The 14,865-nt window shown below is 74.3% G+C and carries 18 protein-coding genes; 13 read left to right on the top strand and 5 right to left on the bottom strand.

The genetic code is table 11. From position 1 onward, the window contains the following. The first annotated feature begins 14 nt into the window (after window positions 1-14). The 4 genes from TEK04_RS20205 (at window position 15) to TEK04_RS20220 (ending at window position 3,127) form a co-directional block, all read left to right on the top strand. Window positions 15-383 (top strand): hypothetical protein, encoded by a 369-nt coding sequence (locus TEK04_RS20205; RefSeq protein ID WP_336406169.1) that lies wholly within the window; start codon window positions 15-17, stop codon window positions 381-383. A 71-nt stretch (window positions 384-454) separates the two neighbouring features. Next, a complete protein-coding gene (fabG, locus tag TEK04_RS20210) occupies window positions 455-1,165 on the top strand; it encodes a 3-oxoacyl-ACP reductase FabG (protein WP_432277360.1) in 711 nt (236 codons plus the stop codon). 2 nt (window positions 1,166-1,167) lie between these two features. Further along, the gene (gene fabI, locus TEK04_RS20215) at window positions 1,168-1,944 is read left to right on the top strand and encodes an enoyl-ACP reductase FabI (protein ID WP_336406170.1); all 777 of its coding nucleotides are present in this window, start codon (window positions 1,168-1,170) and stop codon (window positions 1,942-1,944) included. Window positions 1,945-1,951: 7 nt separating this feature from the next. Continuing rightward, a complete protein-coding gene (locus TEK04_RS20220) occupies window positions 1,952-3,127 on the top strand; it encodes a ferrochelatase (RefSeq protein ID WP_336406171.1) in 1,176 nt (391 codons plus the stop codon). Window positions 3,128-3,208: 81 nt separating this feature from the next. On the opposite strand, the gene TEK04_RS20225 is transcribed toward TEK04_RS20220, so the two are convergent. Further along, window positions 3,209-3,961: an Rv1486c family protein gene (locus TEK04_RS20225; protein WP_336406172.1), complete on the bottom strand. Its 753-nt coding sequence runs from the start codon at window positions 3,959-3,961 to the stop codon at window positions 3,209-3,211. Between the two features lie 55 nt (window positions 3,962-4,016). Here TEK04_RS20225 and TEK04_RS20230 point away from each other — a divergent pair, with 55 nt between their 5' ends. Further along, window positions 4,017-4,445: an NfeD family protein gene (locus TEK04_RS20230; protein ID WP_336406173.1), complete on the top strand. Its 429-nt coding sequence runs from the start codon at window positions 4,017-4,019 to the stop codon at window positions 4,443-4,445. An 81-nt stretch (window positions 4,446-4,526) separates the two neighbouring features. Continuing rightward, complete coding sequence (locus TEK04_RS20235; RefSeq protein WP_336406174.1) at window positions 4,527-5,789, top strand: SPFH domain-containing protein; 1,263 nt, start codon at window positions 4,527-4,529, stop codon at window positions 5,787-5,789. A 105-nt stretch (window positions 5,790-5,894) separates the two neighbouring features. Here TEK04_RS20235 and TEK04_RS20240 read toward each other — a convergent pair whose 3' ends face one another. Continuing rightward, window positions 5,895-6,806: an RNA polymerase sigma factor SigF gene (locus TEK04_RS20240; RefSeq protein ID WP_336406175.1), complete on the bottom strand. Its 912-nt coding sequence runs from the start codon at window positions 6,804-6,806 to the stop codon at window positions 5,895-5,897. Window positions 6,807-6,850: 44 nt separating this feature from the next. Beyond that, window positions 6,851-7,339 (bottom strand): ATP-binding protein, encoded by a 489-nt coding sequence (locus TEK04_RS20245; RefSeq protein ID WP_336406176.1) that lies wholly within the window; start codon window positions 7,337-7,339, stop codon window positions 6,851-6,853. 153 nt (window positions 7,340-7,492) lie between these two features. On the opposite strand from TEK04_RS20245, the gene TEK04_RS20250 reads away from it, so the two are divergent. Both TEK04_RS20250 and TEK04_RS20255 read left to right on the top strand, forming a co-directional pair. Continuing rightward, on the top strand, window positions 7,493-8,203 hold the full coding sequence (locus TEK04_RS20250; RefSeq protein ID WP_336406177.1) for an ATP-binding protein: 711 nt from the start codon (window positions 7,493-7,495) through the stop codon (window positions 8,201-8,203). Window positions 8,204-8,263: 60 nt separating this feature from the next. Beyond that, window positions 8,264-9,271, top strand: a complete 1,008-nt coding sequence (locus tag TEK04_RS20255; protein ID WP_336406178.1) for a DNA topoisomerase IB — start codon at window positions 8,264-8,266, stop codon at window positions 9,269-9,271. Window positions 9,272-9,362: 91 nt separating this feature from the next. On the opposite strand, the gene TEK04_RS20260 is transcribed toward TEK04_RS20255, so the two are convergent. Further along, entirely contained in the window at window positions 9,363-9,764 is a 402-nt protein-coding gene (locus tag TEK04_RS20260; RefSeq protein WP_092806331.1) for an STAS domain-containing protein, read from the bottom strand. A gap of 202 nt (window positions 9,765-9,966) precedes the next feature. Next, window positions 9,967-10,383 (bottom strand): hypothetical protein, encoded by a 417-nt coding sequence (locus TEK04_RS20265; RefSeq protein WP_336406179.1) that lies wholly within the window; start codon window positions 10,381-10,383, stop codon window positions 9,967-9,969. A gap of 77 nt (window positions 10,384-10,460) precedes the next feature. On the opposite strand from TEK04_RS20265, the gene TEK04_RS20270 reads away from it, so the two are divergent. From TEK04_RS20270 to purU, 5 genes are all read left to right on the top strand, one after another. Next, window positions 10,461-10,988 carry a DUF1360 domain-containing protein gene (locus TEK04_RS20270; protein WP_336406180.1) on the top strand — a complete coding sequence of 176 codons (528 nt, stop codon included), beginning with the start codon at window positions 10,461-10,463 and terminating at the stop codon, window positions 10,986-10,988. A gap of 72 nt (window positions 10,989-11,060) precedes the next feature. Next, the gene (ku, locus tag TEK04_RS20275; RefSeq protein ID WP_336406181.1) at window positions 11,061-11,993 is read left to right on the top strand and encodes a non-homologous end joining protein Ku; all 933 of its coding nucleotides are present in this window, start codon (window positions 11,061-11,063) and stop codon (window positions 11,991-11,993) included. Window positions 11,994-11,997: 4 nt separating this feature from the next. After that, entirely contained in the window at window positions 11,998-12,945 is a 948-nt protein-coding gene (gene ligD / locus TEK04_RS20280) for a non-homologous end-joining DNA ligase (RefSeq protein WP_336406182.1), read from the top strand. After that, a complete protein-coding gene (ligD, locus tag TEK04_RS20285) occupies window positions 12,942-13,826 on the top strand; it encodes a non-homologous end-joining DNA ligase (protein ID WP_336406183.1) in 885 nt (294 codons plus the stop codon). The genes ligD (TEK04_RS20280) and ligD (TEK04_RS20285) overlap by 4 nt, the downstream gene beginning before the upstream one ends. Before the next feature lie 23 nt (window positions 13,827-13,849). Then, window positions 13,850-14,707 (top strand): formyltetrahydrofolate deformylase, encoded by an 858-nt coding sequence (gene purU / locus TEK04_RS20290; protein ID WP_336406184.1) that lies wholly within the window; start codon window positions 13,850-13,852, stop codon window positions 14,705-14,707. Window positions 14,708-14,865 lie beyond the last annotated feature (158 nt).

The raw sequence follows: 14,865 nt of genomic DNA on the forward strand, positions 1-14,865 counted from the left end.
CCAGGAGGACCACCGTGCCCGCTCTCACCGTGCTGACCGGCGCCGCCACCGCCGCCTACTCCGCCGCCCTCGTCGCCCGCCCGGAGCTGCTGCAGCGGCCGTCCGGTCTGTCGCAGAACCAGGACAGCCGCACCCTCACCCGGCTGGTCGGGGTGCGGGACACCGCCATCGGCGTGGCCATGGTCCTCGCGCCCGGCGGGGCCGCCCGCCGCGCCGCGGTCGGCGCCCGGGTGGCCAGCGACTGGGGTGACGCCGCCGTCCTCGGGGTCGCCCTGCGCGGCCGGGACACGCGGGCCAAGGTGGTGGGCTTCGCCGCGCTGTGGGGCGCGGTGTGCCTGGCCGCGCTGCGGTACGACGAGCGCCGCAGCCCTACTCGCCGGTAGCCCGCCCGGCCCGGCGGAGGGTCGCGGGCCACCGCTAGGTTGCTCGGGACGGACGCCGGACGAGCGCGGGAGTGGCAGTGGGCAGATCGGTGCTGGTGACCGGGGGCAACCGGGGGATCGGGCTGGCCATCGCCCGCTCGTTCGCCGAAGCGGGCGACTCGGTGGCGGTCACCCACCGGGGCAGCGGCGCGCCCGACGGGCTGTTCGGCGTGCGCTGCGACGTGACCTCCAGCGAGGACGTCGACGCCGCCTTCACCGCGGTCGAGGAGCACCAGGGCCCGGTCGAGGTGCTGGTCAGCAACGCCGGCATCACCCGCGACGGTCTGCTCATGCGCATGGGCGAGGACGCCTTCACCGAGGTCGTGGACGCCAACCTCACCGCTGCCTACCGGGTGGCCAAGCGGGCCAGCGCCAAGATGGTGCGCGCCCGGGCGGGGCGGATGGTCTTCGTGTCCAGCGTCGTCGGGCTGCTGGGCTCGGCGGGGCAGGTGAACTACGCGGCGTCCAAGTCCGGCCTGGTCGGCCTGGCGCGGTCCATCGCCCGGGAGCTGGGCGGCCGGGGCATCACCGCGAACGTGGTGGCCCCGGGCTTCGTGGCCACCGACATGACCGCCGAGCTGCCCGAGAAGCGCCAGCAGGAGATCCTCGGCCAGGTGCCGCTGGGCCGCCTCGCCCAGGCCGACGAGGTCGCCGGTGTGGTGCGGTTCCTGGCCAGTGAGCACGCGGGGTACATCACCGGGGCGGTCGTCCCGGTCGACGGCGGATTGGGAATGGGGCACTGAGCATGGGCATCCTCGAGGGCAAGACGGTCCTGATCGCAGGCGTGCTGACCGAGGCGTCGATCGCGTTCTCGGCCGCCCGCATCGCGCAGGAGCAGGGCGCCACCGTCGTCCTGTCGAACTTCGGCCGGGCGCTGAGCCTGTGCCAGCGCATCGCCAAGCGGCTCCCGCAGGAGGCCGCGGTGGTCGAGCTCGACGTCACGGACACCGAGCACCTGGCCACCCTGGCCGACCGGCTGCGCGAGGTCATGCCCGCCGGCGCCCAGCTCGACGGCGTCGTGCACTCCATCGGGTTCGCCCCGCAGGAGGCGATGGGCGAGGGCTTCCCCGAGGTCGCGTGGGAGCACGCGGCGACCGCCTTCCAGGTCTCCACGTGGTCCCTGGCCTCGCTGACCCAGGCCTGCCGCCCGCTGTTCGGCGACAAGGCCTCGGTCGTGGGCCTGACCTTCGACGCCACCGTCGCCTGGCCGGTGTACGGCTGGATGGGCGCGGCCAAGGCGGCGCTGGAGTCCACCTCCCGCTACCTGGCCCGCGAGCTCGGGCCCGACGGCGTCCGGGTGAACCTGGTCGCCGCCGGCCCGCTGCGCACCATGGCCATGAAGTCGATCCCGGGCAGCTCGCAGTTCGAGGAGGCCTGGGAGACCAAGGCCCCGCTGGGCTGGTCGGTCACCGACACCGAGCCCTCGGGCAAGGCGATCGTGGCGCTGCTCAGCGAGTGGTTCCCGGCGACCACGGGTGAGATCGTGCACGTGGACGGCGGGTTCCACGCCGTCGGGGTATGACGGACACGTGACCGAACAGCTCCTCCCGGCCCGGCCCGTCCACCCGCTGCCCGACGGGGTGTCCATCACCCCCGAGGGGCAGGCGCCGAACGAGGAACCCTCCCTCGCCGCGCGCAACAACGGCGGCGTCGTCCCCGGTGCCGCGCCGGCCCCGGCCGGCCGGCGCGAGGCGCTGCTGGTGCTCGGCTTCGGCGGGCCCGAGGGCCACGACCAGGTCATGCCGTTCCTGGAGAACGTGACCCGGGGCCGGGGCATCCCGCGGGAGCGGCTGGAGAGCGTCGCCGAGCACTACCACCACTTCGACGGCGTCAGCCCGATCAACGACCAGAACAAGGCGCTGGTCGCCGCGCTGCGCGGGGCCGGGGTCGACCTGCCGGTGTACTGGGGCAACCGCAACTGGGCGCCCTACGTCGAGGACGTCTGGCGCGAGATGGCCACCGACGGCATCGAGCACGCCTACGTGCTCGCCACCTCGGCCTACGCCTCGTTCTCCGGCTGCCGGCAGTACCACGAGGACGTCGCCCGGGCCCGGGTCGCGCTCGAGTCCGACCCGGCCGGGCCGACCGGGCCCACCGCGGAGAAGCTGCCGCACTACTTCGACGCCGACGGCTTCGTGCAGGCCAACGCCGACGCCCTCGCCGCCGCGCTCGCCGAGCTGCCCAAGGACCTGCGCGCGGGCGCCCGGCTGGTCGCCACCGCGCACTCCATCCCGAACGCGATGGCCGACGTCGCCGGGCCGCAGGGCCACGCCTACGAGCGCGAGCTGGAGACCGCCGCCCGGCTGGTGGTCGACCGGGTCGCGCCCGGGCGGTCGTTCGACCTGGTGTGGCAGTCGCGGTCGGGCCCGCCGTCGGTGCCGTGGCTGGAGCCCGACGTCAACGACCACCTGCGGGCGCTGTCCGAGGCGGGGGAGCGGGCGGTCGTGGTGTTCCCGGTCGGCTTCATCTCCGACCACCTGGAGGTCATCTGGGACCTGGACAACGAGGCGGAGGAGACGGCCGAGGAGCTCGGGCTGGCCTTCGCCCGGGCGGCGACCGCCGGCACGCACCCGGCTTTCGTGCAGTCCCTGGTCGACCTGCTGGCCGAGCGCCGCGCCGGTGGTGAGCCGCGCCTGGGCACCAACTGCCCCGCCAGCTGCTGCTTCGTCCAGCGCCCCGCCGGCCGCCCCGGCGCCGCCCGTTGATCATCGGCGGGTGGCTGTTCGACACGCCGGCGATGGCAGCCACCTGCCGATGATCAACAGGGGTTGAGCGCGGGGCAGGGGTCAGCGGGGGAGCCAGTTCCAGACGGCGGTGGTGGCCTCGCGGACGGCATCGCCCAGCGGCCGCAGGGCATCCTCGCGGGCGGCCATCTGGCCCGCCGTCACCGCGGCGCCGGGCGCATCGGCCAGGGCGAGGTCGAGCACCGTGGCCAGCCGGCGGGCGCGGGTGAGCACCGCCACCGCGACCGGGTCGGTGTCCGGCGGCAGCCCCGGGTCCTCGGCCCGGCCGGAGAGCCCCGTCAGGAGTGCCGGGACCTCCGGGTGCCAGCGGGCCAGGTCCAGGCCGGCCAGGGTGCGGGCGGCATCGCCCACGGCGAGGTCGAGCCGGCCCGACAGCGACCGCAGCGTGCCCTCCACCGGCGGCGGGGCCAGGCACCCCGACGGCACCTCCACCAGCGTCCACAGCACGGTCTCGCTGGTGGCCGAGGCCGGCAGCAGCACCAGCGTGTCGCCGACCACGGCCTGCCCCGCCTCCACCGCGGTGGCGGCGAGCCCGGGCAGCGGCGGGAGCCCGTGCACGTCACCGGGGACCGGCAGCACCAGCCGCAGCCGGCGCTCACCCCGCCCGCGCAGCGACGTCAGCACCTCGCCGAGCGGTCGCGCGCCGCCGGCGTCCTGCACGACGTGCGCGCGCTCGCCGGTCACGGCCTCGAGGGCGTCGTCGTAGGGCGCACGGCCACCCAGCCAGGCGGTGGCCCAGGCGGCCAGGCGTCCGGCGGGGTCACCGGCTGCGCGGCGGGTCCTGAGGTCGGGCACCCGGTCGAGGGTAGGCGGCCGACGGGTGAGGTGCTGTTCTGCCAGACTCGGGTGCATGGCCTGGGTGCTCTGGTTGATCGCGGCGGGGCTGTTCACGGCCGGCGAGGTCGCCAGCCTCGACCTGGTGCTGCTCATGCTCGCCGGGGGCGCGCTGGGCGGGATGGGTGTGGCCCTGCTCGGCGGGGAGGTCGTCCTCCAGCTCGTGGCCTTCGTCGTCGTCTCGCTGGGTCTGCTGCTCGTCGTCCGGCCCGTGGCCAAGCGCCACCTCACCCAGCGCACGCCGGAGCAGATCGACGGCGTCGAGGTGTACGTGGGCCGCACGGCCGAGGTGAGCGAGCGGGTCACGGGGACGGAGGGTCAGGTCCGCATGGGCCACGACGAGTGGTCGGCGCGCACCCAGCTCGACGGCGAGAGCTACGACGTCGGCCAGGTCGTGCGCATCGTGCAGATCGAGGGGCCCATCGCCTACGTGTCCCGCGCCTGACCGGGCCGGAGGTGGCCCGCCAGAACCGCAACGGGCAGTATCAGAGGTGATCTTCCAGCCGACGTCAGGAGCGCCCCGCCCGTGGAAGCCCTCATCGCCCTGCTCGTGATCGCCGTCCTGGTGGTCATCGTGCTCGCCAAGAGCGTCACGATCGTTCCCCAGGCCCAGGCCAAGGTCATCGAACGCTTCGGCCGCTACAGCCGCACCCTCTCACCCGGTCTGGCGATCCTGGTGCCGTTCGCCGACCGCGTGCGGGCCACCATCGACCTGCGCGAGCAGGTCATCAGCTTCCCGCCGCAGCCGGTGATCACCGCCGACAACCTGCAGGTCGGCATCGACACCGTCGTGTACTTCCAGGTCACCGACCCGCGGCTGGCCGTCTACGGCATCGCCAACTACATCACCGGCATGGAGCAGCTGACCACCACGACGCTGCGCAACGTGGTCGGCGGGCTGAACCTGGAGGGTGCGCTGACCGGTCGCGACGGCATCAACAGCCAGCTGCGCGCCGTGCTCGACGGCACCACCGGGCCGTGGGGCCTGCGGGTGGCCCGGGTGGAGATCAAGGCCATTGACCCGCCGCTGTCCATCCAGGACTCGATGGAGAAGCAGATGCGGGCCGACCGCGACAAGCGGGCCACCATCCTCACCGCGGAGGGTCAGCGGCAGTCGGCGATCATGACCGCCGAGGGCCAGAAGGCCAGCCAGATCCTCGCCGCCGAGGGCCACAAGCAGGCCGCCATCCTCGAGGCCGAGGCCGAGCGGCAGTCGCGCATCCTGCGCGCCGAGGGTGAGCGCGCGGCGCTCTTCCTGCAGGCGCAGGGCCAGGCCAAGTCGATCGAGACGGTCTTCCAGGCCATCCACGACGGCAAGCCCGACCAGGGTCTGCTCGCCTACCAGTACCTGCAGACGCTGCCGAAGATCGCGCAGGGCGACGCCAACAAGATGTGGATCGTGCCGAGTGAGTTCTCCCAGGCGCTGGAGGGGCTGGCCAACCTCGGCGGCGCCGGCCGGGGCGGCAGCGGGGACGGCGAGGGCACCAGCGGCAAACGGTCCTGGCTGGACGTCGACGGCACCCAGGCCGACACCTCGGCCCCGGCGCAGAAGCTGGACACCTCCGACTGGTTCGAGTCGGCGTTGCCGAAGGCCGCCGACCAGCCCGAGGCACGCATCGAGATGAGCTCGCTGGCCGACACGGCGCCGGAGACCCCGCAGCCGCAGATGCCCAGCACGCCCTCGCTGGCCGAGCTGACCGCCGACGTCCGGGAGTCCGGGGCCGCCGCCGACCCGCGCAACCAGCCCGGTGACGAGGGCACCCCCGACCAGGTGACCAAGGGGGGCTGAGCCCGCGCGGCTCGCGCACCCGTCGCACGACGCCGGGGACCCACGTCTGCCCAGACGTGGGTCCCCGGCGTCACATGGTGGTCGGCGGCGGGGTGGTCGCCGCGGTCACTCGTCCTTGAGCAGGCCTTCGCGGAGCTTGGCCAGGGTCTGGGCCAGCAGCCGCGAGACGTGCATCTGGGAGATGCCGATGTCGGCCGCGATCTGCGACTGCGTCATGTTGCCGAAGAACCGCAGGATGAGGATGCGGCGCTCGCGGGCGGGGATGGTGGCCAGCAGCGGCTGCAGCGACTCGCGGTACTCCACGCCCTCGAGCGCGGTGTCCTCCTGGCCGAGCGTGGCGGCCAGGGTGGGGGAGTCGTCCTCGCCCGAGAGCCGCTCGTCCAGCGAGGACGACCGGTAGGCGTTGGCCACCTGCAGGCCCTCGAGCACCTCGGAGCGGGGGATGCCCAGGTACTCGGCCAGCTCGGACGGGTTGGGTGCCCGGCCGTTCTTCTGCGCCAGCTCGCCGACCGCGGCGTTGAGCGACAGGTGCAGCTCCTGCAGGCGCCGCGGCACCCGCACCGACCAGCCCTGGTCGCGGAAGTGCCGCTTGATCTCGCCGGTGATGGTGGGCACGGCGAAAGACAGGAACTCCACGCCCCGGGTGGGGTCGAAGCGGTCGATGGCCGCGATGAGCCCCAGCGTGCCGACCTGCAGCAGGTCGTCGAAGGGCTCGCCGCGGTTGCTGAACCGGCGGGCGAAGTGCCGCACCAGCGGCAGGTGCTCCTCGACCAGCACCTCGCGCAGGCGCTCGCGGCGGGGGTCGTCGGGGTCCAGGGCGGCCAGCTCGACGAACAGGGGGGCGGTGCGCTCGGCCCGCCGGCGGTTCTCGGAGACGGGTGCGGTCGGCTCCTTGGCCCGGTCGTCGGCGCCGATGACCGCCTCGGCCTCGGCCACCTCGGCGGAGGTGTCGGGGCCGGAGGTGTCGGGGCCGGCGGCGACGGAGTCGGGTGCGGGGGCGTTCTCTGGTGTCGTCACGGCATCCACGTCGGAGCTGGGGGAGGGCAGGGTCGGGAGTCGGCTCACCGAGCCACCGAGAGGTCGGACCCGCCGCCCCCGGTCGCAGGGCGGAGGGCCGCCGGGAGCTCCTTGGTCAGGGTGATGCTGGCCACTGCGGAGGTGGAGCCGTCACCGGCGGGGACCTCGGCCTGCGTGGCGGCGCCGGCGTCGACGGAGTCGACCAGGGCGGCGATGACCGCCCAGCCGAACCCGTCTCGGGGGACGTCGGTGCCCTCGGCGGTCGCCACCCAGGCGTGGATGGTGAGCCCCGTCGGCCCGGTCTCGAACACCGTCACCAACGGTGCGTCCGGCAGCGCCACCGACGCGAGGGTGGCGCTGGCCTCGTCGACGGCCAGCCGTAGGTCCTCGACCGCGTCGAGGTCGAAGTCCATGCGCATGGCCAGGTCACCGGTCATCGCCCGCACCGCGGGCAGCTGGGTGCGGGACGTCGGCACCCGGAGCTCGAGGCGTTCGGTGCGGCGCGCGGCGGCGCCCCCGGTCGTGTCGGCCATCGGCTGGTTCGCTCCTCACGTGTCGGCGGCCACCCGGCAGGGGTCGAGGGCCGGTCCCATCCTCCCGCACGCCGCCCGGTCCTGCGCAGGGCGCCCGCGGGCCGGTCCGCGCCGAGGTTGCCGGCCGGCCGGGCCTGCGGTGGTATGGCCGTGATGAGCGAGGTAGCGGGTGCCCCCCAGCAGGGCGCCGAGCCCCTGGTGCTCGACCTCCCGGCCGACCCCGCGGCCCTGGTGGTCGTGCGCCGGGCCCTCGGGCGCTGGCTGTCCGACGCCGGGGTGGGCGCGGACGTGGGTGGTGCGCTGCAGGCGGCCGTCGGCGAAGCCTGCGCCAACGTCGTCGACCACGCCTACCGGGCCGGGGACCCGGGCCCGATGGCCCTCCGTGTCGCCCGCGACGACACGGGGCACCTGGTCGCCGTCGTGGCCGACCAGGGGGCCTGGCGCACCCCCGACACCGATCCCGGTGACCGCGGCCGCGGTCTGCTGATCATGCAGCAGCTGCTGCAGGAGGTGGACGTCGACCGCGCCCCGACCGGGACGACGGTCACCCTGCGGGTGCGGTCGGGGGCCCTGCCGCCGCGGGCGACCGCGGGTGCGCCCGAGCTGGGCGCGGTGCAGCTGGACCGCTCGGGCCCGGTGCCCCGGGTCGTCGCCTCCGGCCCGCTCGGTGCCGACGCTGCCCCCGCCGTCCGGCTGCGGTTGCTCGAGGCGTCCCGCGGCGGGGTGGTCACCGCCGAGCTGGACCTGCGGTCGGCCGGCGAGGTGCCGGCCGAGGTGGCCGCCGTGGTCGCCGAGGTGGCCGCCATCGGCCGGGCCAACGGCTGGGTGCTGCAGGTGCTCCGCGGGGGGCCGCACCAGGGCTGAGCGGGTCATCCGTCCGGGGGAGCAGGTTTGCCGACCGGGTGCGGCGTCAACTGCAGCGGCGTGAGGCTGCGGCGCAGTGACGTGCACGCCCCCGGGTGGACCCGGAGGGGCGTCGGTCGGGGCTGGGCGTTCTACGACGAGGACGGCGCGCTCATCCGCGACGAGCGGCGGGCGCGCATCCAGGGTCTGGCCATCCCGCCGGCCTGGCGCGACGTGTGGATCTGCCCGTGGCCGCACGGGCACATCCAGGCGGTCGGGACCGACGCGGCGGGCCGGCGGCAGTACCGCTACCACGACCAGTGGCGCGTGCAGCGCGACGCCGCCAAGCACGAACGCGTGCTCGCGATCAGCCACCGCCTGCCCGACGTCCGCGACGAGGTGACGGCTGCGCTGCGCCGCCGGGGGCTGCCCCGCGAGCGGGTGCTCGCGGCCGCCGTCCGGCTGCTCGACCTCGGCGCCTTCCGGGTGGGCAGCGACCAGTACACCGAGGACAACGGCACGTTCGGGCTGGCGACGCTGCGCCGCGAGCACGTCGAGGTGCGCGGCTGCACGGTGGCGTTCTGCTACCTGGCCAAGGGCGGCAAGCAGCGCGAGGTCCAGGTCGAGGACCCCGCCACCGCCACCGTCGTCCGCCAGCTGCTCGGTCGTCCCCCGTCGGCCGGGGACGACCTGCTGGCGTGGCAGAACGCCGACGGCAGTTGGCGCGACGTGCACAGCGACGACGTGAACACCTACCTGCGGGAGGTGTCGGGCGCCGAGATCACGGCCAAGGACTTCCGCACGTGGACGGCGACCGTCCTCATGGCCGTGCTGCTGGCGGAACGGCGCCGCCCGACGTCGGCCAGCGGCCGCACCAAGGCCGTGCGCGCGGCCTACCGGGCCGTGTCCGAGCAGCTGGGCAACACACCGGCGGTGTGCCGGGCCAGCTACGTCGACCCCCGGGTGGTGGACCGGTACGAGCACGGCGAGACGGTCGCCGAGGCGCTAGCCGAGGCTGCGGGGGCCGCCGACGACCGGGCCCGCCAGCGGGTGGTCGAGGCCGGCGTCTGCGCGTTGCTCTCGGCGTGAAGAAGGACCCCGTCCCCCCGCTCCTCGCGAGCTCGGAGCGAACCTCCGACGGGGCCGGAGGCGGGGGCGCGGGGTCCTTCGCGAACTGTGGCTAGGCGTTGCCGTCGACGATGGTGAACAGGTCGATCAGGCCGGTGACCTCCAGCGGCCGGGTGACCGCTCGGGTCGAGGCGACCAGGGTGAGACCGACCTCGCGCGCGCGGGCCGACTTCTGGGTCTCGACGAGGACGGCGAGACCGGCGGAGCCGAGGAACTGCACCCCGCACAGGTCGATGACCAGCTGCTCGGGCTGCTGCTCGAGCTGCGTGTCCAGCGATGCCCGGAGCACCGGCGCGGTGAAGGTGTCCACCTCGCCCACGACCGTCACCGTGACCTTGCCGTCGGCGTCCGTGGACGTCGAGAGGGTGATCACGTCGTCGAAGGGCGCGTCGGCGGTGTCGGCCGGAGCCGACGAGTCGCGCTGCCCCTCGGCGGGCAGGTCAGATGAGGTCACGGACGGGAGCTCCTCTCAGGGGCGTGGGCCCGATGGGCGCACATGAGCGCTTACAACGTACCTGGCTCGGGCCCACCCGGCAGGCGGGCCCCAGGTCGTCGCGTGTGGCGGGACGGGCCGGGGCGGCTGGCTGCTGAACCACCCGCCCGGACCCTAGACAGGGCCCGGGCGGGCCACAACCCCGGGGTCGTGCCGCCTGCGGTCACCCGTCGGTGGGGTGCACCGCCTGCTCCTCGGGGCCCTCGCCGCCGACGGCCGGCTCACCGGTGGCGACCACGTCGTCACCGACGGCCTCGGTCCCGGAGCTGTCGCGGGGGTCGGCGTCGGCGTCCTGGTCGAGCTGGGGGGCGCGGTCGGGGTCGGCGGCCGGCCGGGTGCCGGGGTCGGCGTCGACGTCGGGCACCTCCCGGTCCAGTCGGCCGTCGAGGGACTCGCCCTCGGCCTGCTCGGCCGCGGTGGTGCCGAAGTCGGTCGTGGCCAGCGGGGTCTCGCGGCCGAGGTCCGGGGCGAACTGGGGGTCCTCGGCCAGGCCGGCCTCGGGGGTGTCGTCTGCGATCTCGGGGATGCCGGCGTCCTCGGGGAACTGGTCGCGGGCGGTCTGGCCGTCGGGCTGCGTCATGGTCGGGCACCTACCCCCGTGGCCGACGCATCCACACGCGGTGTGAGCCCCCTCCCGGCGGGGGTACCGCGGCAGGTATGACGGTCACCGAGAAGGTCGGGTCCTGGGCCCGCTCGCAGCAGGAGCAGTACGCGCACGGGGAGCAGCGCCCCCTGGGGGGCCTGTTGGCGGCGATGGGCGTCTACGGGGCCCTCACCGCAGCGGGCGCCGCCGCGCTGCGGGTGTCCGGTCGTCCGCTGCCCGACCGCATCCCGGTCGGCGACGCCCTGCTGCTCACCGTCGGCACCTTCCGGCTGGCCCGCACGGTCGCCAAGGACCCGGTGACCAGCCCGCTGCGGGCGCCCTTCACCCGGTTCGAGGGGGCCTCCGGGGAGGCCGAGCTCGCCGAGCAGGTGCGTTCCCACGGGGGCTGGAAGCACGCCGTGGGCGAACTGGTGACCTGCCCGTTCTGCCTCGCGCAGTGGATCGGCACCGGGTTCGTGCTCTCCTACGTGGCTGCGCCGCGGGCCACCCGGCTGGCCGGGCTGGTCATGACGATCGTGGCCGGGGCGGACGTCGGGCAGTTCGCCTACGACAAGCTCCAGTCGGACGTCACCGACTCGTAAGGGGTGGTCAGCACGGGTGCACCGGCGGCGACGCCCCTAGGCTGAGCAGGACGACGAGGAGAGGGACTGGGCATGCGGTCGATCTGGAAGGGCGCGGTCTCCTTCGGGCTGGTCTCGATCGCCGTCAAGCTGTACTCGGCCACCGAGGACCACGACGTCAAGTTCCACCAGGTGCACCGGACCGACGGGGGGCGCGTCAAGTACCGCCGGGTCTGCTCGATCGACGGCGAGGAGATCGAGTACCGCGACATCGCCAAGGGCTACGAGCTGCCCAGCGGCGAGCTGGTGGTGCTCACCGACGAGGACATGGAGGAGCTGCCGCTGGGCAGCACCCACGAGATCGAGGTGCTGCAGTTCGTGCAGCAGAGCGAGATCGACCCGGTCCACTTCGAGAAGACGTACTACTTGGAGCCCGAGGGCACCGCCACCCGGCCCTACGTGCTGCTGCGCACCGCCCTGGAGAACGCCGGCCAGGTCGCGATCACCAAGATCGCCATCCGGCAGCGGGAGTCGTTGGCAGCCCTGCGCGTGCGCGACGGCGTCCTGGTGCTGCACACCATGCGCTGGCCCGACGAGATCCGGACGCCGGACTTCGGCTTCCTCGACGAGGACGTCGCCGCCAAGCCCGCCGAGCTGAAGATGGCCGAGTCGCTCATCTCCACGATGAGCGGCACCTTCGACCCGTCGGTGTTCACCGACGACTACAAGGAGGCCATGGCCGCGCTGCTGGAGGCCAAGCAGGCCGGCGGCGACGTCGTCCGGCCCGAGGAGACCGAGGACGACGAGGACGACGGCTCCGTGGTCGACCTCATGAGCGCGTTGCGGCGCAGCGTCGAGAAGGCCGGCGGGAAGGCCTCGTCCTCCTCCGACGACGACGAGGCCCCGGAGGGGGCGGCGCCCGCGACGAAGGCCCCGGCGACGAAGGCTCCGGCGAAGAAGGCCCCGGCGAAGAAGGCTCCGGCGAAGAAGGCCCCGGCCACGAAGGCCGCGAGCAAGTCCGCCTGAGGTGGTGGACGAGTCGACCCGGCCGATGCTCGCCGTCGCCGGGGAGCTGCCCCGGGACGAGGCCGGCTGGGCGTTCGAGTTCAAGTGGGACGGCGTCCGCGTGCTGGCCCACGTCCGCGACGGCGTCCTGCGGCTGCGCGCCCGCAGCGGCACCGACGTCACCGACCGGTACCCCGAACTGGCCGCGCTGCCGCCGTCCCTCGCCGGCCGCGGTGCCGTGCTCGACGGCGAGGTGGTCGCCCTCGACCCGCAGGGGCGGCCGGACTTCGGTCTGCTGCAGCAGCGCATGCACCTGACCGGTCCCGAGGTCGCCCGCACCGCCCGCCGGGTGCCGGTCAGCTACTTCGTGTTCGACCTCCTCGAGCTCGACGGCCGTCCGCTGCTGGGGTGCAGCTACGCCGAGCGGCGCGCGCTGCTCGACGAGCTGGCCCCTGCCGCGCGCCGCTGGACCACCACGCCCTGGTTCCCCGCCGACGGCGCGGGCGTGCAGACCGCCAGCCTCGAGCACGGCCTGGAGGGCGTCGTCGCCAAGCGGCTGGCCTCGCCCTACCGGCCCGGTGGCCGCGGGGCGGAGTGGGTGAAGGTCAAGAACGTGCAGCACCAGTCCGTGGTCGTCGGCGGGTGGCGACCGGGCAACGGACGCCGGGCCGGTGGCATCGGCTCGCTGCTGGTCGGGGTGCAGGGGCCCGGGGGGCTGCGCTACGCCGGCCGGGTGGGCACCGGGTTCACCGACCGCGCGCTGCGGGAGCTGGCCCGGTCGGTGACCGGCCGGACGACGCAGCCCTTCACCGGTGAGGTGCCCGCGGACGTGGTGCGGGAGGCGCACTGGGTGGAGCCCGAGCTGGTCGGCGAGGTCGTCTTCGCCGGCTGGACCGGCGACGGTCACCTGCGGCACCCCGCGTGGCGCGGGCTGCGCGACGACGTCCCCCCGGCGGAGGTGGCCCCGGAGTGAGCCGGCAGCGGGTGTCGATCGGGGGCCGGCAGCTCGAGGTCTCCAACCTGGACAAGGTGCTCTTCCCCGAGGTCGGGTTCACCAAGGCCCAGGTCATCCAGTACTACGTGCAGGTCGCGCCGGTGCTGCTGCCGCACCTGGCCGGCCGGCCGGTGACCTTCACCCGCTGGCCGCACGGGGTCGACGGCGCCTCGTTCTTCGAGAAGAACAACGCCCGGCACGCGCCGTCGTGGGTGCAGCACGTGGTGGTGCCCGCCCCCGGGTCCACCAAGGACCGGGAGGTCCTGGACATGGTGCTGCTCACCGACGTCCCCGACCTGGCCTGGTCGGCCAACCTGGCCGCGCTGGAGCTGCACGTGCCCCAGTGGCGGGTCGACGACGACGGCGTGCCGCAGCTGCCGGACCTCCTGGTGCTCGACCTGGACCCCGGCCCGGGCACCGGGGTGGCCGAGTGCGCGGCCCTGGCGGTGCGCCTGCGGGAACGGCTGGTCGACGACGGGCTGGACCCGGTGGTGAAGACGTCGGGGTCCAAGGGGTTGCAGGTGTACGCACCGATCCGGTGCACCGACCCCGACCACCCGTCGCGGTACGCCAAGGCACTGGCCCAGGCGCTGACCGAGGAGACCCCCGACGACGTGGTCTGGCGGATGGAGAAGGTGCTGCGGCCGGGCAAGGTGCTGGTCGACTGGAGCCAGAACAACACCGCCAAGACGACCGTGGCGCCCTACTCGCTGCGCGCCCGGGCCGGTGCGACGGTGTCCACGCCGCTGGCCTGGGAGGAGCTGGAGGGCCCGCTGGTGTTCGACACCGCCGACGTGCTGCGCCGCGTCGAGGAGCTCGGTGACCTGTTCGTCACCGGGGAGCCCGCCGACCTGCCCTGACGGGTCTGGGATCATCTGCGCTCGTGTCCCTGAGCAATGCCGGCCGGTTGGTCGTCCGCTGTCCCGACCGCCCCGGCATCGTCGCCGTCCTGTCCCGGCTGATGGCCGACGCCGGCGCCAACATCACCGACTCGCAGCAGCACAGCTCCGACCCCTCGGGCGGCACCTTCACGCTGCGGCTGGAGTTCGTGCTCGACGACCTGGCCGCGCGCCGGGTCGAGCTGGAGACGCAGCTGGCGGAGCTGGCCGCCGAGTGGGGGATGACCTGGCGGCTCGTGCTCGCCGACCACCGCCCCCGGCTCGCGGTGTTCGTGTCGAAGACCGACCACGTGCTGCAGGAGCTGCTCTACCGGGTCAGCGCCGGCGACCTGCGCGCCGAGATCGCCGTCGTCATCTCCAACCACCCCGACCTCGAACCGGTCGCCGCGGCGCACGGGATCCCGTTCCACCACGTGCCGGTCACCCCGGGCACCAAGGCCGAGGCCGAGGCACGCGCCCTGGAGCTGGTGGGGGACTGCGACCTCGTCGTGCTGGCCCGCTACATGCAGATCGTGTCGCCGGGGTTCTGCGCGCGGTTCCCCGAGCGGTTGATCAACATCCACCACTCGTTCCTGCCGGCGTTCGTCGGCGCCAACCCCTACCAGGCCGCCGCTGACCGCGGGGTGAAGCTGATCGGGGCGACGGCGCACTACGTCACCGCCGAGCTGGACGCCGGGCCGATCATCGAGCAGGAGGTCGCCCGCATCGACCACCGCGCCACCGTGGAGGACATGCGCCGGGTGGGGCGCTACGTGGAGCGGCAGGTGCTCGCCCAGGCCGTCACCTGGCACGTCGAGGACCGGGTCATCGTCGACGGTGCCAAGACCATCGTCTTCGCCTGACGCCCGACGCCTGACGCCTGACGCCTGACGCCTGACGCCTGACGCCTGACGCCGGACGCCTGACGCCTGACGCCGCTGGATGTGACTTCTCGTCGGGTCCGGGGCGCGGGATCCCGCTGGATGTGACATCGAGCGGGGTGGGGCGGGCGGGGGTGGGG

This window comes from Klenkia sesuvii (genome assembly GCF_037083825.1).
Classification (GTDB): domain Bacteria; phylum Actinomycetota; class Actinomycetes; order Mycobacteriales; family Geodermatophilaceae; genus Klenkia; species Klenkia sesuvii.